Source organism: Frigoribacterium sp. Leaf172 (assembly GCF_001424285.1).
Classification (GTDB): Bacteria; Actinomycetota; Actinomycetes; order Actinomycetales; family Microbacteriaceae; genus Frigoribacterium.
Genome location: NZ_LMPB01000002.1, coordinates 678,479 through 698,284, shown reverse-complemented (window position 1 = coordinate 698,284; position 19,806 = coordinate 678,479). Strand labels below are relative to the sequence as shown.

21 protein-coding genes are annotated in these 19,806 nt (G+C 73.5%); 12 read left to right on the top strand and 9 right to left on the bottom strand.

All coding sequences use genetic code 11. The features are described 5' to 3' along the window. The first annotated feature begins 254 nt into the window (after positions 1-254). The 4 genes from ASF89_RS09550 to ASF89_RS09535 are packed head-to-tail and all read left to right on the top strand — an operon-like array spanning position 255 to position 4,793. Complete coding sequence (locus tag ASF89_RS09550; RefSeq protein ID WP_082475108.1) at positions 255-1,142, top strand: glycosyltransferase family 2 protein; 888 nt, start codon at positions 255-257, stop codon at positions 1,140-1,142. Next, the gene (locus ASF89_RS09545; protein WP_055796605.1) at positions 1,139-2,149 is read left to right on the top strand and encodes a glycosyltransferase family 2 protein; all 1,011 of its coding nucleotides are present in this window, start codon (positions 1,139-1,141) and stop codon (positions 2,147-2,149) included. The genes ASF89_RS09550 and ASF89_RS09545 overlap by 4 nt, the downstream gene beginning before the upstream one ends. Next, a complete protein-coding gene (locus ASF89_RS09540) occupies positions 2,146-3,510 on the top strand; it encodes a glycosyltransferase family 2 protein (protein ID WP_082475109.1) in 1,365 nt (454 codons plus the stop codon). The genes ASF89_RS09545 and ASF89_RS09540 overlap by 4 nt, the downstream gene beginning before the upstream one ends. Further along, entirely contained in the window at positions 3,507-4,793 is a 1,287-nt protein-coding gene (locus ASF89_RS09535; RefSeq protein WP_055796608.1) for a hypothetical protein, read from the top strand. Before ASF89_RS09540 ends, ASF89_RS09535 begins: the two co-directional genes overlap by 4 nt. Here the strand turns inward: ASF89_RS09535 and ASF89_RS09530 are convergent. Next, complete coding sequence (locus ASF89_RS09530; RefSeq protein ID WP_055796610.1) at positions 4,774-5,349, bottom strand: hypothetical protein; 576 nt, start codon at positions 5,347-5,349, stop codon at positions 4,774-4,776. The genes ASF89_RS09535 and ASF89_RS09530 overlap by 20 nt on opposite strands. A gap of 67 nt (positions 5,350-5,416) precedes the next feature. Here ASF89_RS09530 and ASF89_RS09525 point away from each other — a divergent pair, with 67 nt between their 5' ends. The 6 genes from ASF89_RS09525 to ASF89_RS09500 are packed head-to-tail and all read left to right on the top strand — an operon-like array spanning position 5,417 to position 10,360. Continuing rightward, positions 5,417-6,166 carry a YqjF family protein gene (locus tag ASF89_RS09525; protein WP_055796614.1) on the top strand — a complete coding sequence of 250 codons (750 nt, stop codon included), beginning with the start codon at positions 5,417-5,419 and terminating at the stop codon, positions 6,164-6,166. A 48-nt stretch (positions 6,167-6,214) separates the two neighbouring features. After that, complete coding sequence (locus ASF89_RS09520) at positions 6,215-6,799, top strand: phosphoribosyltransferase (protein WP_082475110.1); 585 nt, start codon at positions 6,215-6,217, stop codon at positions 6,797-6,799. Then, positions 6,796-7,539 carry a Type 1 glutamine amidotransferase-like domain-containing protein gene (locus ASF89_RS09515; RefSeq protein ID WP_156357321.1) on the top strand — a complete coding sequence of 248 codons (744 nt, stop codon included), beginning with the start codon at positions 6,796-6,798 and terminating at the stop codon, positions 7,537-7,539. The genes ASF89_RS09520 and ASF89_RS09515 overlap by 4 nt, the downstream gene beginning before the upstream one ends. Next, the gene (locus ASF89_RS09510) at positions 7,536-8,252 is read left to right on the top strand and encodes a uracil-DNA glycosylase (RefSeq protein ID WP_055814125.1); all 717 of its coding nucleotides are present in this window, start codon (positions 7,536-7,538) and stop codon (positions 8,250-8,252) included. The genes ASF89_RS09515 and ASF89_RS09510 overlap by 4 nt, the downstream gene beginning before the upstream one ends. Positions 8,253-8,310: 58 nt before the next feature. Beyond that, positions 8,311-8,913 carry a GNAT family N-acetyltransferase gene (locus tag ASF89_RS09505; RefSeq protein WP_055796621.1) on the top strand — a complete coding sequence of 201 codons (603 nt, stop codon included), beginning with the start codon at positions 8,311-8,313 and terminating at the stop codon, positions 8,911-8,913. Between the two features lie 22 nt (positions 8,914-8,935). Next, a complete protein-coding gene (locus ASF89_RS09500) occupies positions 8,936-10,360 on the top strand; it encodes an amidase (RefSeq protein WP_055814122.1) in 1,425 nt (474 codons plus the stop codon). 51 nt (positions 10,361-10,411) lie between these two features. Here ASF89_RS09500 and ASF89_RS09495 read toward each other — a convergent pair whose 3' ends face one another. The 5 genes from ASF89_RS09495 to ASF89_RS09475 are packed head-to-tail and all read right to left on the bottom strand — an operon-like array spanning position 10,412 to position 15,339. Continuing rightward, positions 10,412-11,224, bottom strand: a complete 813-nt coding sequence (locus tag ASF89_RS09495) for an ABC transporter ATP-binding protein (protein WP_055796629.1) — start codon at positions 11,222-11,224, stop codon at positions 10,412-10,414. Next, entirely contained in the window at positions 11,221-12,000 is a 780-nt protein-coding gene (locus tag ASF89_RS09490; protein ID WP_055796632.1) for an ABC transporter ATP-binding protein, read from the bottom strand. The genes ASF89_RS09495 and ASF89_RS09490 overlap by 4 nt, the downstream gene beginning before the upstream one ends. Further along, the gene (locus ASF89_RS09485; RefSeq protein ID WP_055814119.1) at positions 11,997-12,884 is read right to left on the bottom strand and encodes an ABC transporter permease; all 888 of its coding nucleotides are present in this window, start codon (positions 12,882-12,884) and stop codon (positions 11,997-11,999) included. The genes ASF89_RS09490 and ASF89_RS09485 overlap by 4 nt, the downstream gene beginning before the upstream one ends. Further along, positions 12,881-13,834: an ABC transporter permease gene (locus ASF89_RS09480; protein WP_055814116.1), complete on the bottom strand. Its 954-nt coding sequence runs from the start codon at positions 13,832-13,834 to the stop codon at positions 12,881-12,883. The genes ASF89_RS09485 and ASF89_RS09480 overlap by 4 nt, the downstream gene beginning before the upstream one ends. Then, the gene (locus ASF89_RS09475) at positions 13,831-15,339 is read right to left on the bottom strand and encodes an ABC transporter substrate-binding protein (protein ID WP_055814113.1); all 1,509 of its coding nucleotides are present in this window, start codon (positions 15,337-15,339) and stop codon (positions 13,831-13,833) included. Before ASF89_RS09475 ends, ASF89_RS09480 begins: the two co-directional genes overlap by 4 nt. A gap of 258 nt (positions 15,340-15,597) precedes the next feature. Here ASF89_RS09475 and ASF89_RS09470 point away from each other — a divergent pair, with 258 nt between their 5' ends. Together ASF89_RS09470 and ASF89_RS09465 are read left to right on the top strand one after the other, a co-directional pair. After that, positions 15,598-16,029, top strand: a complete 432-nt coding sequence (locus tag ASF89_RS09470; protein ID WP_055796644.1) for an SIP domain-containing protein — start codon at positions 15,598-15,600, stop codon at positions 16,027-16,029. A gap of 106 nt (positions 16,030-16,135) precedes the next feature. Beyond that, a complete protein-coding gene (locus tag ASF89_RS09465) occupies positions 16,136-17,077 on the top strand; it encodes a siderophore-interacting protein (RefSeq protein WP_200913442.1) in 942 nt (313 codons plus the stop codon). A gap of 4 nt (positions 17,078-17,081) precedes the next feature. Here the strand turns inward: ASF89_RS09465 and ASF89_RS09460 are convergent, their stop codons facing one another. Genes ASF89_RS09460 through ASF89_RS09450 form a run of 3 tightly spaced genes read right to left on the bottom strand, consistent with a single transcriptional unit; the run spans position 17,082 to position 19,653 of the window. Further along, complete coding sequence (locus tag ASF89_RS09460) at positions 17,082-17,903, bottom strand: SDR family NAD(P)-dependent oxidoreductase (protein ID WP_055796650.1); 822 nt, start codon at positions 17,901-17,903, stop codon at positions 17,082-17,084. Continuing rightward, on the bottom strand, positions 17,900-18,256 hold the full coding sequence (locus ASF89_RS09455) for a Fe-S oxidoreductase (RefSeq protein WP_235476409.1): 357 nt from the start codon (positions 18,254-18,256) through the stop codon (positions 17,900-17,902). The genes ASF89_RS09460 and ASF89_RS09455 overlap by 4 nt, the downstream gene beginning before the upstream one ends. After that, a complete protein-coding gene (locus tag ASF89_RS09450; protein WP_055796653.1) occupies positions 18,253-19,653 on the bottom strand; it encodes an NAD(P)/FAD-dependent oxidoreductase in 1,401 nt (466 codons plus the stop codon). The genes ASF89_RS09455 and ASF89_RS09450 overlap by 4 nt, the downstream gene beginning before the upstream one ends. Between the last annotated feature and the right edge of the window lie 153 nt (positions 19,654-19,806).

The following is a 19,806-nucleotide window of genomic DNA, read 5'->3' as shown; positions in this document are numbered from 1 at the left end:
CTCGGACGAGGGGGACCGGGTGAGGCCCGGGCCGTTCCCGGCGCTCGGGTGATCGTTGCGCGACACGGCCGCCCGATCGGTACTTGCGCTCCGCCGGATGACGCGTAAGTTTGCACTCACCCGACGGCGACGTCGTTCAACCCGAAATTGGACGACCGAGCCCAGCCCCCTGGCGTGAACCCGAAACTCCGCCGGTGACAGGGCCTCTCTCGCACCATCCCCTTTGCCAGTTCGCTTACCCCTGCAAGGACCCCATGAACCAGGTGTTCCCCACGCCCGAAAACGGCGCCGCTCCCCGTATCTCGATCGTCGTCCCCGCCCGGAACGAAGCCCGCAACCTCGAGATCGTCCTCCCGATGCTCCCGTCCGTCCACGAGGTCATCCTCGTCGACGGCAACTCGGTCGACGACACCATCGCGACCGCTCAGCGCGTCATGCCCGACATCAAGGTCGTCCGCCAGAGCCGCAAGGGCAAGGGCAACGCCCTGGCCTGCGGCTTCGAGGCCGCGACCGGCGACATCATCGTCATGTTCGACGCCGACGGCTCCGCCGACCCGGCCGAGATCCCCCGCTTCGTCGAGGCGCTCACCTCGGGCGCCGACGTCGCCAAGGGCAGCCGCTTCGTCCACGGCGGCGGCAGCGAGGACATCACGCGATTCCGCGCCCTCGGCAACTGGGGCCTCAACGCCCTCACCAACCTGCTCCTCGGCACGAAGTACACCGACCTCTGCTACGGCTACAACGCCTTCTGGGCCCGCATCGTGCCGAGCCTCGAGCTGCTGCCCTCCGACCTCGCGCCCCGCGCCGACGGTCAGATGCACAACGGCGACGGCTTCGAGATCGAGACGATCCTCAACTGCCGCATCGCCGCTCTCGGCTACGACATCGTCGAGGTCCCGAGCGTCGAGAAGCTCCGCATCCACGGCACGAGCAACCTGAACGCGATCTCCGACGGCTTCCGCGTGCTGCGCGTGATCCTCGAGGAGCGTCGTCGTCGCCCGTCCGGCGCGGCCCGCATGCGCCGCATCCGCGAGTCCGCTCTGACGGCGGCCCAGGCCACCGACGAGCCGGCACCCGTCTTCGCGGTCATCGACGGCGCCCGTGGGGACGCCCGACTCGGAGCCCGCCAGGACGTCGCGTGACCCTGCGGTCGACGACGGTCTCCGTCATCGTCTGCGCGTACACCGAAGACCGCTGGGACGATCTCGTCGCCTCGGTGGAGTCCGTGCGCGGACTCCCCGAGGGGCCCGAGGTCGTGCTCGTGATCGACCACAACGATGCGCTGCTCGCCCGCTCGCGGAAGCGGTGGGTCGACGTGGTCGTGGCCCCGAACGAATTCCGCCAGGGGCTCTCGGGCGCGCGCAACACGGGGGTCCGCCTCGCCGCGGGCGACGTCGTCGCGTTCCTCGACGACGACGCCTCCGCCGACCCCGCCTGGCTCACGCATCTGCTCGGCCCCTTCGCCGACGCCCGCGTGGCCGGCGTCGGCGGCCATGCGACCCCCGTGTGGCCGGACGGCGGCAACACCCTCTACCCGCCCGAGCTGCTCTGGATCGTCGGCTGCAGCCACCGGGGTCTGCCGACCGAGCTCTCGGCCGTGCGCAACGTGATCGGCTGCTCGATGGCCTTCCGCCGCGAGAGCATCCTCGACGTCGGGGGATTCAACCTCGACACCGGCCGGGTCGGCGCGATCCCGCTCGGCGGCGAGGAGACCGATCTCTGCATCCGCATCCGCCAGGCCGATCCGACCGCCCGCATCGTGCTCGAGCCCCGTGCCGACGTGCGGCACCACGTCACCGCGAACCGGGTCACCTGGGCCTACCTCCGTCGTCGCTCGTTCTACGAGGGCGTCTCGAAGGCGGCTCTCAGCCGGCAGCTGGGCGCCTCGGACTCCCTCTCGAGCGAGTCGGCCTACCTGCGTCGCGACATCCCGCGCGCGGCCCTCCGCGAGCTGCGCTCGATCGGACGAGGAGGCGCGGGTCGTCTCCTCGCGCTCGTCACCGCCGTCGTGGCCACCGTGGCCGGCTACGCCCTCGGCAGCCTCCGCCGCGCCTCCCTGGCTCCCGTCGACCCCGTCGCCGGCCGAGCGCTCCTCACCCGCGACTCGACGCGGCCGGCCACGGCCGGCCGGACGGACGGCACCTCATGACAGATCTCCACCTCGTCCGGCCCATGGCCGGCTCCAGCGCGCCCACCTGGGAGGGCGCGCTCTGGATCGGCGCCATCGACGCCGACGACCTCGCCCGCCCGGATCTCGGCGACGTCGTGCTGACGGACCCCGAGGGGCACCGCGGCGCGCGGCTGCTCGTCCGCCGCGGTCGGAGCGTGCTCGGCTTCGTCGACGCGCCCGTCGTCGACGGACGGGTCTCGGTGGACCTGCTGCGGTCGGAGGTCGCCTCCCTTCCGGAGGCCCTGACCCCCGTCGAACCGATCCACCTGCCGACGGCGACCGTGGTGCTCTGCACGCGGGACCGCGCCGATCACCTCCGTGGTGCGCTGCGGAGCGTCCTCCGACTCGACTACCCCTCGTTCGACGTCATCGTCGTCGACAACGCCGCGGCGACCGACGAGACCCGCGATCTGGTCCGCACCGAGTTCGACGATCCGCGCGTGCGGTACCTCGAGGAGCCGGTGCCCGGACTCTCCAGCGCCCGCAACGCCGGCCTCGCCGCCGCGACCGGCGAGATCGTCGCCTTCACGGACGACGACGTCATCGTCGACGACCAGTGGCTCCACGGCCTCGCCGCCGGATTCGCCCACGGCGAGGACGTCGTGTGCGTCTCGGGTCTCGTCCCGAGCGGCGAGCTGCGCACGCCCGTGCAGCGCTTCTTCGACGACCGCGTCTCGTGGTCTCGCAACGTCTCGACCCGCGTGTTCCGGCTCGCCGAGCCGCCGGCCGACCTTCCGCTGTTCCCCTTCTCCGTCGGCGCCTTCGGCACCGGTGCCAACTTCGCGCTCCGGCGTCGCCCCGCCGTGCTGCTGGGCGGGTTCGACACCGCCTTCGGCGTCGGCACCCCGACCGGCGGCGGCGAGGACCTCGACGTCTTCACCCGCGTCCTGCTGGCCGGTCACGCCCTCGTCGTCGAGCCGTCGGCGCTCGTCTGGCACCGTCACCGCTCGGATCTCGCCGCCCTGCGACTGCAGGCGACGGGCTACGGCACGGGTCTCGGCGCCTGGCTGACGAAGATCGCGCTCGACCCCGCGAGCCTCCGACTGGCACTGCGTCGCGCCCCCGGGGCGATCCGGGTGCTCGCCGCGAAACGCCGCGTCGACGCACCGATGGGCGAGGGGACGGAGTCGCCCCGCGCCTCCTCGGCTCCGCGCGACGTCGATCTCGATCGCGAGATCGCCCGCACGGCACGGCACGAGCTCGTGTCCGTCGCCCGCGGTCCTCTGCTCTACCTCCGTCAGCGTCGTCGTGGCGCGGGGCTCATGGGCCACCGCGTGCCGGCCGGCGAGACGCAGGGCGTCCCGGGCGGCTCGTCGAGCGTCGCCGAGAGGGCACGATGACCGCCGCGTCCACCGGCCGGGGCGTCGCCCGTCTGCCCATGCGCGCCGTCGACCGGCTCGGCTCGGGGATCCACATCCTGTCCGTGTTCGGACCCGTCGCCCTGCCCGGCCGCGAGGCGCTGGTCGACGCGGTCTGGCGCATCCTCTCCGTGGGCCCCGACGCCCGCCTGGGGCTCCGCGCCGTCGACGGCCGTGAATGGGAGTACGCCCCCGAGAGCCTCCGCGAGGTCGCCGAGCGGATGGTCGTCGAGGCGCCCGAGCTCGCCACCCGGGAGCTCTCCGAGGCCCTCGAGGGCCTCGTCGCCCACATCGAGCCCGGTCTGCCCATGCGGGTCGTGCTCGCGGGGGACCGCCTGCTCCTGATCCTCGACCACGGCGTCGTGGACGCGCGCTTCACCACGCGCCTGCCGGCCACGCTCGTCGCGGTCGCCGGGGGCGGGGAGATCCCCGCGTGGCTGACGGCCGAGGGCATCAGCCGCCCCCTCTGGACGGCGTTCGTCGAGACCTTCGCCAAGCACCCGGGGCGCGTCGTCGCCCTCCTGAGGGCCCGCCGGGTCGAGTCGCCCGTCGCGCCCCGCATCGCGCCGGTCGAGCGCCCGTCGATCGGCTGGAACGGCTCCACCTCGGTCGTCGTGGCGGCGGGCTCCAAGGCGTCGTTCAAGGCGCTCCACAACTGGCTCCGACGACGGGACGAGCCGGTCTCGTTCGGCGCCGGCGTCATCGTGGCCCTCCGCGCCGCTCTGGCCGCGGAGGGGCTGCGCCTCTCGCCGGACAGCGAGATGGTCTACGACGTCCGCGGCTACCTCCCGTCGGGCGTCGACACGACCGGCAACTTCGTCACCGGGATCCCGGTGACGGGCGGCGACGACCTCACGGCAGTCGATCGCAGCATCGCGCAGACCACGTCGTCGGGTCGCCCTCTCGCCGCCCTCATGGCGGGCGCGATCAAGGAGTCCGTCCGTCCGGCGAGGAGGGTCCTGCCCGCGTCGACCCCGGCGCACGCCCGGGCCCGCGTCGTCCTCAGCAACCTCGGTCTCAACCGTCCGCTCCAGTCCATCCCGTGGATCCGCGACGGACGGTCCATCGAGGCGGCGTCGGCGGTTCATCCGATCGCCCCCGAGACGGTGGCCGCGCAGCTGATGGTGCTCGACGGCGTGCTGCACGTCGCGGTCTCGTACAACGACACGTCGTTCGACCGCGAGGCCGTGCAACGCGCCGTCCGGGCGTTCGTCGACGACCCGGTCGCGCTGCTCGACGGCGTCGTCAGCCGCGAGGACGCCTGACCGCTCGCAGCCCTGCGAGATCCTCGTCGACCAGCCCGCGGAGGCGGTCGGCGCGACCCTCGTCGTAGTCGGGCGTCGGCGCGGCGGCCCAGCCCAGACGGTCGACCACCGTGCTGCCCACGTCGTCCCAGGCACGCGATCGGGCGGTCGCGACGAGGTCGTCGACGAAGGCGTCGTCGGCGGCGCTGCGGGCGATCCGTCCCGCGAGCTCGCGGTGGGTGGCCTCGCGCAGGCGCAGGGCGTCGATGTCGTCGACGCGGTAGTCGAACTGGTGTCTCGACTGCCCGTACGAGCGGTGCGTCCGGCGCCGGAGCGTCTTGAGCCGGGCGATGCCGTCCCGCTGCTCGCGCTCGAGCCGGGCCAGCTCGTCGCGGGCCGTGGCGGTGGCGACGTCGGCGTCGAAGGGCAGCCGCTCCTGGAGCGCCCGCACGATGATGCTGTTGGCGACGGCGACCACGGCGGCCGCGCGCACGATGAGGAACCCCTCGTCGACGGCTCGCTCGAGGGGCGTCGGGTCCGCGAGGCGGACGGTCGGGTCGGTCGGATCGGTCGGCACCGGAGACTGCTCCTCTCGGGTCGACCCCGACCCTACCCACCGGCCGCCGCGCCCGTAGGGTGAGGCGATGACCCGTGAACCCGATCCCGTCTCCGACGTCGCCCCGGCGCTGTCCCGCCGGCCGTTCATCCGGCAGCACTGGGGCGGTCTTGCGTTCGCGCACTGGAGGGTCGAGCCGGAGCGGGTCGCACCGCTGCTGCCCCGGGGCACCCGCCCCGACGTCTTCGACGGGTCGGCCTGGGTCGGTCTGATCCCGTTCGAGCTGTCGCGCAGCGCGTTCGGTCCGCTGCCCCCGGTCCCCGTCCTCGGCACGTTCCTCGAGACGAACGTGCGGCTCTACTCCGTCGACGACCAGGGGAGGCGAGGGGTCGTCTTCCGGACGCTCGAGGCCGCGCGCCTCCTGCCGGTGCTCGCCGCGAACGCCGGTCTCGGGCTGCCGTACCGGTGGGCCTCGATGACCCGCAGGAGGCGCGGGGACGTCGTCGAGTACGCCTCGCGTCGGCACGGTCCCGGCCCCCGACCGAGCACGCGTCTGCAGGTGCGGCCGACCGACGAGGCCGTGGTCGGCGACCCGCTCGCCGACTTCCTGACGGCCCGGTGGGGCATGCACGTCGGACGCGGCGGCACGACGCGCTTCTGGCCGAACGAGCACGGGGCCTGGCCGCTGCGACGGGCGGAGCTCGTCGACCTCGACGACGAGCTGGTCGCCGACTCCGGACTGCCCGGGGTGGCCGACCGCGAACCGGACTCCCTCCTGTGGTCCGACGGCGTCGACACCGTCTTCGCGCCTCCCGGGGGTCGTTGGGTCGGACCCTGACGGGTCCGCCTTCGCGCCGGGGCCCGTGGGCGCACTACGGTTGCTGGCATGGTTTCCTCACCCGACGACTCGACCGACACCGCCGCAGCACCGCCCGAGGCCCCGCCGGCGCAGTCCGACGGGTCGGTCGAGACCGGTGCCCCCGAGCGTGAGGTGCTGGGCTGGCTGGAGTTCGGCGAGGCGGCGCGCCACCTGGCGAGCGACGTCGTCGCGGCCGACTTCACCCCCGACGTGATCGTCGCCGTGGCCCGGGGCGGGCTCGTGCTGGCGGGGGCCGTCGCCTACGCCCTCGACACGAAGATGTGCGGGTCGATCAACGTCGAGTTCTACACCGGCGTCGACGAGCGTCTGCCCGAGCCGGTGCTGCTGCCCCCGACCCTCGACGCGCCCTCGCTCGAGGGCAAGCGGGTGCTGATCGTCGACGACGTCTCGGACTCGGGGCGCACGCTCGTGCTCGTCCGCGACCTCCTCGGCGGGATCGCCGCCGACGTCCGCACGGTCTGCCTCTACAGCAAGCCGCGCACGGTGCTCGAGCCCGACTTCGTCTGGAAGCGCACCTCCCGCTGGATCACCTTCCCCTGGAGCGCCCTCCCGCCGGTGACCCGCGACCACGCGACGGCGGTCGGGGCATGAGCATCCACCTCGTCGGCGGCGGCTGGTCGCCCGACACCCCCGACCTGTACGACCTGTTCGTCGCCGAGGCGGCCGTGCGGGGCGGAGCGGTCGGGCGCGCCGTGCCGCGCATCGCCCTCCTGATCGTCGTCGCCGACGACTCGCCGTCGGCCGGGTTCCGCACCGGGTACCCGTCGATGCTCGCCTCGGGCGGGCGCTGCGAGGTCGTCACCAGCATCGTCGAGGCGGGGGAGGTCTTCGACACCCGCGTGCTGAGCGACGTCGACGGGCTCGTCGTGGCCGGGGGGCTGACGCCGGCGTACCTCGAGGCCGTCATCCCGCTCGTGGATCAGGTCCGGCTGCTCGTGGCCGACGGTCTGCCGTACCTCGGCTTCTCCGCCGGAGCCATGATCGCCGCCGACCGCGCCCTCCTCGGCGGCTGGCTCATCGGCGACGTCCCGGTCTGCCCGGAGGACGCGGCGGAGGACCTCGACGAGGTCACCCTCAGCGGCGGACTCGGCCTGGTCGACATCGCCGTCGACGTCCACGCCGCGCAGTGGGGGACCCTCACCCGCCTGATCGCCGCGACCGAGGCGGGACTCGTCGCCGGAGGGGTGGCGATCGACGAGAACACGGCCCTCGTGGTCGGCGACGGCGCGTTGACGGTGCTCGGCACCGGGAGCGTCTGGCGGGTCGAGCCGCAGGTCGACGACGGCGGCGGGATCATCGGCGTCTCGGTCGGCACGCTGGGTCCTGCGTGACGCCGGACGCCGGGTCCGCGCCCGCGGGCGCGTCGCGTCGTCCGCTCGCCGAGCAGATCGACCCCGGCTGGGCCGAGGCCCTCGAACCGGTCGCCGACCGCATCGCCGACATGGGCGAGTACCTGCGCGCGGAGGTGCGCGCGGGGCGGGGGTACCTGCCCGCCGGCGAGAACGTGCTGCGCGCCTTCCGCGCGCCCCTGGCGAGCGTGCGCGTGCTCATCGTCGGCCAGGATCCCTATCCGACCCCCGGTCACGCCGTCGGGCTGTCGTTCTCGGTCGAGCGCAGCGTTCGACCCCTGCCGCGGAGCCTCGTCAACGTCTATCGCGAGCTGCACGACGACCTCGGCGTGCCCCCGGCCGAGCACGGCGATCTGACGTCGTGGTCCGACCACGGCGTCATGCTGCTCAACCGGGTGCTCACCGTGCGTCCCGGTGAGACGGCGTCGCATCGCGGCAAGGGCTGGGAGCCCGTGACCCAGCGCGCCATCGAGGTGCTCGCGGCACGCGGCGGACCCCTCGTCGCCATCCTGTGGGGTCGTGACGCCGCGGCCCTCAAGCCGATGCTCGGAGACGTCCCCACCATCGAGTCGGCGCACCCGAGCCCGTTGTCGGCGTCCCGGGGCTTCTTCGGCTCGAAGCCGTTCAGCCGTGCCGACGCACTGCTGGTCGAGCAGGGCGGCGACCCCGTCGACTGGGCGCTCCCGCCCCTCTGACGCGCGCCGCCCCCTCCCGCCCTCGCCGCGCCTCCCGCCGTCGTGGCAGAGTGGCTGCGTGCTCGAAGAGGAATACCAGACCCGTCGGCAGCTGCCGCGCGCCCTGCGCCCGCCCGCCCCCGTCGAGCCGCCGTTCCGCTTCGAGGTCCGTGCCGCCGTGGCCGCCGACCTGCCCTACGTGCGCGAGATCTACAACCACTACGTCGCCAACTCGTCCGTGACCTTCGACGAGGACGCCATGACCCTCGCCGAATGGCGCCGCAAGCTCGCGTTCGTCTCGTCGCTCGGGATGCCGTTCCTCGTGGCCGTGAATCCGAGCGGCGAAGTGCTCGGGTACGCCCTCGCCTCGCCCTGGGGCGGCAAGGCGGCCTACCGGTACACGGTCGAGACGTCCATCTACCTGCGCGCCGCCTCGACGGGAAAGGGCCTCGGGGCAGGTCTGCTCGAGGCGCTCGTGGAGGCCTGCCGCGAGGCCGGGATCCGAGAGATGGTCGCCGTCATCGCCGACAAGAACGCCGAGGCGTCGGTCGCCCTCCACGCCCGGCTCGGGTTCGTCGAGGTGGGCCGGATGGGCCGCGTGGGCTTCAAGTTCGGCCGCTGGCTCGGCACCATCACGATGCAGAAGTCGCTCAAGAGGCGACGCGGCCGCAGCGCGCGCTGACGGGCGGGCCTACGCTCGACGGGTGCCCGAACTCCACGACCTCAGCGCCCACGAGCAATGGAATCTCCTGCATCGCGGAGAGCTCTCCCCCGGCGAGCTGACCGACCACTACCTGGACCGCATCGAGCGCCTCGACGGAGAGGTCGGCGCCTTCGTGACGGTCACCGCCGACCGTGCCCGCGACCGTGCCGACGAGCTGACCCGTGCGGGTCGGACGACGGCGCCGCTGTGGGGGCTGCCGCTCGCCGACAAGGACCTCGGCGATCGGGCGGGCGTGCCGACCCGGTCCGGTTCGCGCCTGGCCGACGGCCGGGTGCCCGAGACGTCGTCCGAGATCGTCGCGGCCCTCGACGAGGCCGGCGGCGTGAGCCTCGGCAAGACGGCGACCCCCGAGTACGGGCTGACCGCGTACACCGAGACCCTCATCGGCCCGCCGACGCGCAACCCCTGGCGACTCGACACCGGCGCAGGCGGCTCGAGCGGAGGGGCCGCGGCCGCGGTCGCCGCGGGCATGCTGCCCTTCGCCCCCGGGTCGGACGGGGGCGGCAGCATCCGGATCCCGGCCGCCGCGACCGGACTGGTGGGGGTGAAGCCGTCGCGGGGACGCGTGCCCTCGCAGCCGGGACTCGCGAGCCTCGGCGGGCTCGCCGTCGGGGGGCCGCTGGCGCGCACCGTCGCCGACGCCGCCCTGCTGCTCGACGCGATGGTCTCGCCCGACGGACGGCCGCCGCGGCACGGGCACGCGCTCTGGGCGCCGCCGTCGCCCGACGGCGCCTACCTCGGCACGGCCCTCCGCGGGGCCGGACGCTTCCAGGTCGCCGTGATGACGACCAGCCCCTGGGACGACGTGTTCGACGTCTGGGTCGACCCGCGCCTCCTCGGCGTCGTCCGCTTCACGGCCGACCTGCTGGCCGATCTCGGGCACGGCGTGGACGAGACGACGATGCCTGCGTCGGACTACCCGGCGCTCTTCCGCACCCTCTGGCAGGCCGGCGCCGCGGGGATCCCCGCCGAGACCGACGAGCAGCTCGCCCGTCTCGAGCCCATCACCCGGTGGCTCGTCGAGCGGGGCCGCGGAGTCCCGGCTCGCGAGCTCGGCGCCGCCCTCGCGGGGCTGACGGCGTTCGAGCGGACCGTGATCGACCGGTTCGCCCCCTTCGACGTCGTCCTGACCCCGACGCTCGCCCTGACGGCCCGCCCGATCGGCTGGTACGACGCCGACGACGCCGAGCGCAACTTCGAGCAGCAGTGCCTCTACTCGCCCTTCACCTCGTTCGTCAACGTCGCCGGGCTGCCCGCGATCACCCTGCCGGTCGGCGAGGTCGACGGATCGCCGGCCGGCGTGCAGCTGATCGGCAGGCCCGGTCGCGAGGACGTCCTCCTGGCCGTGGGGGCGCAGCTCGAGCGGCGCCTGAGATGGCAGCGGAGGCACCCGCCGCTCTGGTGACCCGCGAGGCGCGACGGGCGCCCGATGGCGGGTCGGTCGAGGGTCGGCGGATCAGTCTAGCGTCGGCACCGCGGCCACGAGCGCGCGGGTGTAGGGGTGCCCGGGGTGGCGCAGCACCGCGTCGACCGTCCCCTGCTCGACGATCCGCCCCTCGTGCAGCACGGCGACCCGGTCGGCGAGATGCTGCACGAGACCGATGTCGTGCGAGACCGTGAGCAGCGACAGCCCGAGGTCGTCGCGCAGCTCGCGCAGCAGCTGCAGGATCTGGGCTCGGACCGTGACGTCGAGCGCGCTCATCGGCTCGTCGCCGACGAGCAGGCGGGGTCGGTGGACGATCGCGCGGGCGATGGCGACGCGCTGGCGCTGCCCGCCGCTGAGCTCGTGCGGGTAGCCGTCGGCGTGGTGCCGGGTCAGACCCACCCGGTCGAGCACCTCGTCGACCCGGGCCCGCCGGTCGCCCGCGATCGAGAGGGCCCGCAGCGGCTCGGCGACGGTGTCGCGCACGCGCATCCGCGGATCGAGCGAGCTGTAGGGGTCCTGCAGCACGACGCCGGTGTCGCGGCGGAACCAGCGCAGCGCCGACGCCCGGCCGGGTCGCACCGGGCGTCCGTCGAAGCGGACCGTGCCCTCCGTCGGCGTGTCGAGGGCGAGCAGGGTCTTGACCAGGGTGCTCTTCCCGCTGCCCGACTCGCCGATCAGGGCGACGCTCTCGCCGTGGCCGACGTCGAGGTCGGCGCCGACCAGCGCGTGCCTGACCGGGCCCGGCTGGAACGGCGACGACCGGGGCAGGCGATACGTCCGGCTGAGGCCGCGTCCGCTCAGCAGGGGGGCCGAGGAGGCGCGGGTCGGTTCGTCGTCGCTCATCGCGCCCTCCAGGTGGTCGCCCTCGTCGCCTCGACCAGCCCCCGGGTGACGGCGTGGCGCGGGCGGTGCACGAGGTCGTCGACGGACGCCTCCTCGACGACGCGGCCGTCGGCGAGCACCGCGGCCCGGTCGACGGCTCGACGCAGGACGGCGAGGTCGTGGGTGACGAACAGCAGCGACGCGCCGCGCTCGTCGACGAGACGGGCGAAGAGGTCGAGCACCTCGGCCTGGGTCGAGACGTCGAGGGCCGTGGTGGGCTCGTCGGCGAGCAGGAGGCGCGGGCGGGCGATGAGGGCCGTCGCGATGACCACGCGCTGACGTTGACCCCCCGACAGCTGGTGCGGGTAGCGGTCGACGATGCGCTCGGGGTCGGGCAGACCGACCTCGGCGGCCGCGTCGACGGCACGGCGACGGGCCTCGCGACGTCCGACCCCCTCGTGCAGTCGAAGGGGTTCGGCGATCTGACGGCCGATGGTGCGGACGGGGTCGAGCGACGTCGTCGGGTCCTGGAACACGACGCCGATCCCGGCTCCTCGGAGGGGGGCGTGGTCGCGGTCGGGCAGCCCGACGAGCTCGCGGCCGTCGAACGAGATGCCGCCTCGGACGACGGCGTCGTCGGGCAGCAGCCCCAGCACGGCGAGCAGCGTCAGCGACTTGCCCGATCCGGACTCCCCGATGAGCCCCACGCGCTCCTGCGGTCCCACCGAGAGGGAGACGCCGTCGACGACGGTCCGTCCGGCGAGCTCGATGCTGAGATCACTGATCTCGAGGCTCACGAGACCACCCCCGGCGCATCGGCGGGGTCCGGGGCGGCGGAGGGTGCGCGCCGGCGCAGGCGCGGGTCCCCGGCGTCGCGGACGGCGTCGCCGAGCAGGTTGAGCGCCAGCACGGTGAGCGTGATGGCGGCGCCGGGCCACACCATCGTCCCGGGGTGGACGCCGATGAACTTCTGCAGGTCGCTGAGCAGTCGGCCCCACGAGGCGGTCTCGGCGGACGCCCCGTACCCGAGGAACGACAGTCCGGCCTCGGCGAGGATCGACGTGGCCATCGCGAGCGAGACCTGGACGGCGAAGAGGGGCGCCACGTTCGGCAGCACGTGCCGCGCCACCACGCCGAGCGGCCCCACGCCGGCCGCGCGGGCGGCGAGCACGTAGTCCTCCCGGCCGACCCGGCGGATCTCGGCCCGGGACACCCGGGCGATGTTGACCCCGTAGCCGGTGCCGGCGGCGACGACGACCACGGCCAGCGACCCGCCGAAGGCGGCGGCCAGGGCCATGGCGATCAGGATCGTCGGGAACGCGACGAGGACGTCGATGAGCACCGACACGGAGTCCCGAACCCAACGCGCGGTCAGCGATCCGAGCGCTGCGAGGGCGACGCCGACCACGAGGGCGACGGCGCCCGAGGCGACCGCCACCACGGCGGTCGTGGTGGCCCCTCGGGCCACGTAGCTGAAGATGTCGCGACCCACGGAGTCGGTCCCGAGGAGGTGCATGGTCGACGGCGGAGCCCAGGCTCCGTAGGGGTCGGTGGCGAAGGGATCGAACGGCGTCCAGAACGGGGCGACGACGGCGGCCGCCGCGACGAGCACGAGCCACCCCGCGCCGAAGGCGCCGGCCGGCCCGGACACCAGGGCCCGGATCCACGACCCGCGCCTCATTCGCCCCGCTCCCGTGCTCTCGGGTCGAGGGCGCGGTGCACGACGTCCACGACGAAGCCGACGGCGAGGACGATCGCGGTCAGGGTCATGAGCTCTCCCTGCACCTTCGTCAGGTCTCGGCGGCCGACGTCGGCGACGAGCATGCGACCGACGCCGGGCAGGCTGAAGAGCTGCTCCACGAGCACCGCGCCGACGACGAGACCGGCGGCCTGGATTCCGAGCACGCTCACGACGCTCAGCATGACGTTCGGCAGGCCGTGGCGCACGAGGGCCCGGTCGCGCGTCATGCCCTTGGCGGCGGCGGCCCGGACGTAGTCCGCGTCGAGCGCTCCGAGCGCGGCGGATCGGGTGAAGCGGAGCAGCACGGCGCCCTCGACGAGACCGATGGTCACCGCGGGCAGGACGAGCGCCCTCAGGGCGGCCGCCGGATCGGACCACCCGTCGAGGGGGAAGCCCTGCGTCGGCAGCCAGCCCAGGGTGACGGCGAACAGGGCGATCAGCAGCATGCCCGCCCAGACGGCCGGCACGGCGGCGAGGATCTGACCGCCGATCGATGCCGCCGTGCCGAGCGGGCGCCGTCGGCGGAGCGCCGCGAGCACGCCGAGAGGGACGCCCACGACGAGGCCGACGGCGAGCGAGAGCCCGGCGAGCGGCAGCGTGACGGCCAGCTTGTCGGCGATCTCGTCCGCGACCGGGGTCCCGGTCACGAGCGACCGGCCGAGGTCGAGCCTCAGCAGCCCTCCCACCCAGTCGAGGTACTGCGCGAGGAACGGCCGGTCGAGTCCGAGCTCGGCCCGGAGTGCGGCGACCTGGGCGGGCGAGCCCGTCGTGCCGGCGATCACCTGGGCGACGTCGCCGGGCAGGAGGCGCAGCGTCGCGAAGATCAGAGCGCTCGCGACGAGCAGACCGACGGCGAAGAGGACCAGACGCCCGGCCGTGAACCTGATCACTCGGTGGCGGCCAGCGACGAGAGATCGAGCCGTGTCGTCGTCGACGAGGTCGGGAACCCGGTGATGCCGTCTCGGATGGCCGTGAGCGTCGTCGTGGTGTACAGCCACTCGGCCGGCGCGTCGTCGGCGACGATCGCCGCGGCCTCGGCGAGGGCCTCGTCGGCGTCGGCCGGGTCCGTGGCGGCGAGGGACTCGGCGTAGAGGCCCTGCACCGCGGGGGAGTCGTAGCCGAAGTAGTAGTCCGGATCGGCCCAGTTGCCGAAGTCGTGGGTCTCGGCGTGGTTGACCATGCTCAGCTGGAAGTCGCGCGGCGAGCCGTCGGACGGGGCGACGAAGACGTCGCTCAGCCAGGTCGAGAAGTCGACCTGCTCGACGGTGAGGGTGATGCCGACGGCCTTGAGCTGCGTCGTCAGCACATCGCCGATGGCGGCCGGGTAGACGTTCGCGTACTCGAGGGTGAGGTCGAGATCGCCCTGACCGGACTCCTCGAGGAGCGCGCGGGCGGCGTCGGGGTCGTACGCGTCGACGTCGGTCAGATCGCGGTAGCCCGGGTCGAGCTCGGGGATCGGCCCGCCCTGGTCGACCGCGGAGCCCCCGGTGGCGGCGATCAGCGCGTCGTTGTCGACGGCGAGGCGGATCGCCTTGCGCACGCGGGGATCGGTGAAGGGCTCGACCGCGTTGTTGAAGGCGAGGGTGTACTTGTCGGTGGTGCGGCCCTCGCTGACGGTCAGCCCGTCGACGCCGTCGAGCTGACTGCGGAGCGTCGCGTCGACCGCGGTCTGCACGTCGATGTCGCCGGACAGCGAGGCGTTGATGCGGGCGGACGGGTCGGGGATGTACCGGAAGACGACCCCGCCGACGGCCGCGGGCGTGCCCCAGTAGTCGTCGTTGCGGCTCAGCCGCAGGTTGTCGCCCTGGGTCCACCCCTCGAGGGTGAAGGGCCCTGTGCCGTTCGCCGTGGTCGAGAGGTCGTTGTCGGCCTGCTGCTCGAGCACGAGGCCGGCTCGCCCCGTCAGCGAGAACAGCAGCGCCGAGTCCGGTCGGGACAGCGTGATCACCACGGTCGACTCGTCGGGCGCGGTGACGGCGTCCACCGCCGCGAGATCGCCGTGGTTGGCCAGGCTGTCGTCGTCGGCGACCTGCTGCAGCGACCAGACGACGTCCTCCGCGGTCAGCGCGGCCCCGTCGTGGAAGGTCACGCCCTCGGCGAGGGTGAAGGTGTAGGTCAGGCCGTCGTCGCTGACCTCGTGGCTGGACGCCAGGACGTCGACGATCTCGTTGTCCTGGGTGCGCCCGACGAGGCCCTGGTAGACGTTGTCGATCAGCACCTGATCGAGCGCGATGCCGGCCGTCCGGCGGATGTCGAGGTCGGTGGGCTCGAGGACGAGGCCGACGGTGACGGTGGCGTCGTCGTCGGGGGCGCCCGTCGGGTCGGGCGACGACGTGCAGCCGGCCGTGACGAGGACGAGAGCGGTGACGGCGGCGAGGAGGGGCAGGGTGCGCACGCGGAGGGGCCTTCCGGGGTGGGCCGGGGCGTCGGCGCCTCGGCGAAGGATGCCGAGGTGGTCTCGGCTCTGCTGCGGGGGATCTCCGGTCGCTGTCGGTCCGGTCGTCACGATCCGCCACCGTGGTGCTGTCGGACACGGCGCGGCCCCTCGCCACGGGTCGCTGCCGGATCCGTGGACGGTCAGAACCTACCACCCGGCTGCGAATCGGGCGGACGTGTGTCGGGATAGGTGAGGCTTACCTATACTGACGAGGACATGTTCCTCGAATACCGCGACCCGCCCCTCCAGCACGACGCCACCCGCGTGCTGTTCGCCGGCGACGCCTCCTCCCTCGACCAGCTGCGCGGCATGCTGGCCGCGCTGCCCCTCTGCGCGCGCGGGCAGGTCTTCGTCGAGGTCGACGACAGCAGCCAGATCGTGCCTCTCGCCGCACCGGGCCGGGTGGCCGTCGCCTGGCTGGCTCGCGATCGCCGATCCGGTGCACCCGGGTCGGGGCGCTCCTGCGAGCCCGGCGACGCGCTCGAGCGGGCCGTCCGCGCGTGGCTCGCCGAGATGTACGTCGACACCGACTCGCTGGTCGCCGGCGAGCACGTCATCTGGATCGCCGGGCCGCCGTCGTTCGCCTACGACCTCCGGCATGATCTGCACCGCGTCTTCCAGACGGTCGACGGGGCCGCGGCGCTCTGATCCGCCGTCGGCCGGCGGGGACGCTGGTCTCCGACCGTCCGAGCAGCTGTCTCGACGTCCAGGAACCTCTTCTTGACCGTCAGGTTAGGACTGCCATACTTAGGGTGTGCTTACTTCCGTAGCCGAGGCCTCGCCCGGGTCCGTCGTGAAACCCGCCCACCGCCCGTACCGGGCCAGGGTCGAGAGGGTCCAGCGTCTCTCGCCGTCGTTCACCCGCGTGACGTTCGGCGGTCCCGAACTCGGCGACTTCGGGGCCGACGGGCTCGACCAGCGCATCAAGGTGGTCCTCCCGCTGGAGTCCACGGGCTTCGACACGTTCCCGTCCGGAGACTGGTGGGGTGAGTGGCGCGCCCTGCCCGACCATGCCCGCAATCCCTTCCGCACGTACACCGCACGAGCCGTCCGACCGGAGCTCCGCGAGGTCGACGTCGACTTCGTCGTGCACGCCGACGGCGGGCCCGCCGCCGCCTGGCTCGCGGCCGTCCGGGTCGGCGACGACGCCATGCTCGTGGGCCCCGACGCCACCAGCGGCGTGACCGGCAGCGGCGTCGAATGGAACCCGCGGGGCGCCTCCTCGGTGCTCATCGCCGGCGACGAGACCGCCGTGCCCGCCGTGTCCTCCATCGTCGAGAGCCTGCCCGCCGACGCCCGGGGCTGCGTGTTCCTCGAGGTGCCGACGTCGGCGGACGTGCTCGAGCTCACCGCGCCTCCCGGGGTCTCCGTCCACTGGCTCGCACGAGACGGGTCCGACGAAGGGCACGGCGCGCGACTCGTCGAGGCCGTCCGCGGCTGGACGGCCCGGTACGTCACCGCGTGGCACCGCGGCGTCGAGGTCTCCGAGGTGGACGTCGACCACGACATCCTCTGGGACGTCCCCCAAGGAGAGGCCCGCCACGGCGAGGCCCTCGACGGCGAGCTGTACGCCTGGCTCGCCGGCGAGGCCGCCGCCATCAAGACCCTGCGCCGGTTCCTGGTCGCCGAGGTCGGCGTCGACCGCCGCCACGTCGCCTTCATGGGCTACTGGCGGCTCGGCCGCGCCGAGATGTAGCGCCTCAGACCTCCGAGGGCAGCCCGACGAGCTCGGAGCTGCGCTCCCAGAGGGCGGCGGCCAGGGAGGCGTCCTTGGCCTGGGGCAGCACGAGGCCGTCCGGTTTCAGCTGGTCGAAGTAGGTGCCGCTCGGCACGCCGATCGTGCTAGGCCCCGCCAGTTGGATGAGCGGCAGCGCTCCGGCGGCGGCCGAGATGCCGTAGTGCCCGTTCGTCAGCACGTTGGCCATGCGCCACATGGACGAGTCGGCGCCGAAGTTCGTCTTGACGATCCCGGGGTGGAACGAGAAGGCCTCGAGCCCCGTGCGCTTCGCCAGCTCGCGGATGAACAGGATCGTCTCGATCTTGCTCGTGCCGTACTGGCGCCAGCCGCCGAGCCACGGCCGCTTCGCCCAGTCGAGGTCGTCGAGACGCACGCGGCCGAACAGGTTGGCGACGCTCGCGGTCGACACGACGCGCGCCTCGCTCTCGATCAGTCGCGGCAGCAGCAGTCGGGTCAGGAGGAACGGCGCGAGGTGGTTCGACTGGAGGATGCGCTCGTGGCCGTCGGCGGTGACGCCGCGCGGATTGACGAGCCCGCCGGCGTTGTTGGCGAGGACGTCGATCCGGGGATAGCGGTCGAGGAGGCGCTCCGCGAGTCCGCGGACGTCGTCCAGCCGGTCGAAGTCCGCGATGAAGGCGCTCCCGCCGACCTCGTCCGCGACGGCGCGGGTGCGCTCGGGGTTGCGACCGACGATCGCGAGCTCGGCGCCCCCCTTCGACAGCGCCTTCGCGGCCTCGCGGCCGATGCCGCTGCTCGCTCCGGTGATGATCACGGTGCGGGTCATCGGTAACCGCCTTCCTCGAGGCCGGCCTCGATCTCGAACCTGTTCGTCAGCGGGTCGCTGCCGGCCAGGAAGTACATCAGGGGCATCAGCATGCCGTATCGCCGCCACTGCGTGACGTGGACGGCCTCGTGTCGCAGCACCCGGGGGCCGTCGTTGTACCGGGTCAGGTAGACCCGGCCCACGCAGGTGCCGCCGCGGCGGAACGCCCACCGGGGGAGACCCCGGCAGACGATGAGGTCGCCGACGACCCGGATCCGCCCCGTGCTGAGCGGGACGCCGACGGCGAGGCCGACGAGGGTGGCGACGGCGCAGCCGAGGCGCGAGACGGGGGAGTCGAGCAGCAGGCCCGTCACGGGCGCCCGTAGCCGTCCAGCAGGCGAAGCCAGACCTCGCTGACCGTCGGGTACGACGGCACGGCGTGCCACAGCCGATCGATCGGGACCTCGCCGACGACGGCGATCGTGGCGGCGTGCAGGAGGTCGCTGACCTCCGGTCCGACGAAGGTGGCGCCGACGACGACCTTCCGACCCTCGTCGACGACGAGTCGCGCGTGGCCCTTGTACGAGTCCGAGTGCAGCGCGGAGCCGGCGACCGACGCGAGGTCGTAGTCGACGACGCGCACGTCGATGCCGCGCTGCGTGGCGGCCTCGGCCGTGAGACCCACGCTCGCCACCTCGGGGTCGGTGAAGGTGACCTGCGGCACGGCGGCGTCGTCCGCCGTGGCGACGTGGGTTCCCCAGGGGGCGGTCGAGAGCTCGGTCCCCTGGGCCCGCGCCGCGATGACCTCGCCGGCGGCTCGGGCCTGGTACTTGCCCTGATGGGTGAGCAGGGCCCGGTGGTTGACGTCGCCCACGCCGTACAGCCAGTCGGTGCCGTGCACGAGCAGGGTGTCGTCGACCTGCAGCCAGTCGCCGGGCTCGATGCCGATGCTCTCGAGTCCGAGGTCCGAGGTGCGGGGCACCCGGCCGGTGGCCACGAGCACCTCGTCGGCGATCACGGTGCTCCCGTCGTCGAGGGTCACCTCGACGGTGTCGTGCTCGGTGCGGAGGACGGAGACGGGGGAGACCCCCACGCGGACGTCCACACCGAGCTCGCGGAGTCCGTCCCCGACGAGCTCCCCGGCGAAGGGCTCCTGACCGCCGAGCAGACCGCTCCGCGCGACGAGCGTCACGACGGAGCCCAGACCCTGGTATGCGGTCGCCATCTCGGTGGCGACGACGCCGCCGCCGATGACCACGAGGCTCTGCGGGACGCTCTGAGCGCTCGTCGCCTCCCGGCTCGTCCAGGGGCGAGCCTCGGCCAGACCCGGGATGTCGGGCAGCAGGGCCGATGATCCGGTCGCGGCGACCACGGCGTGGTTCGCGGTGTGCACGACGCCGTCGACGGTGACCTCCCGCACTCCCGTGATGGTGGCGTGTCCGCGGATGAGGTCGATGCCCGCGCCGGCGACCCAGTCGGCCTGGCCGGAGTCGTCCCATCCGCTCGTGAAGGAGTCCCGGCGGCGCAGCACGGCCGCGACGTCCACAGCGCCGGTGACCGCCTGGGCGGCGCCGTCGACCGCGCGCGCCGCCCGCACGACCGCGGTGGAGCGCAGCAGCGCCTTCGAGGGCATGCACGCCCAGTACGAGCATTCGCCGCCGACGAGCTCGGCCTCGACGAGGGCCACCGAGAGGCCCTTGCGCTTGGCGTAGTCGGCCACGTTCTCGCCGACCGCGCCGGCGCCGATCACGATCAGATCATAAGCAGTCATGCGACGACCGTAGTCCTCGCTCCCGGGCGTTCGTCCGGATGCTCGCTGGCCGTTCCGCGCACGCATCCTGGGCGCCGGATGTGCGTGCGGTCGGCACCGGGGTCGCCTCGATAGCGTTTGGGCATCATGCGCTGACGCGCCAAGCAGAGGAGG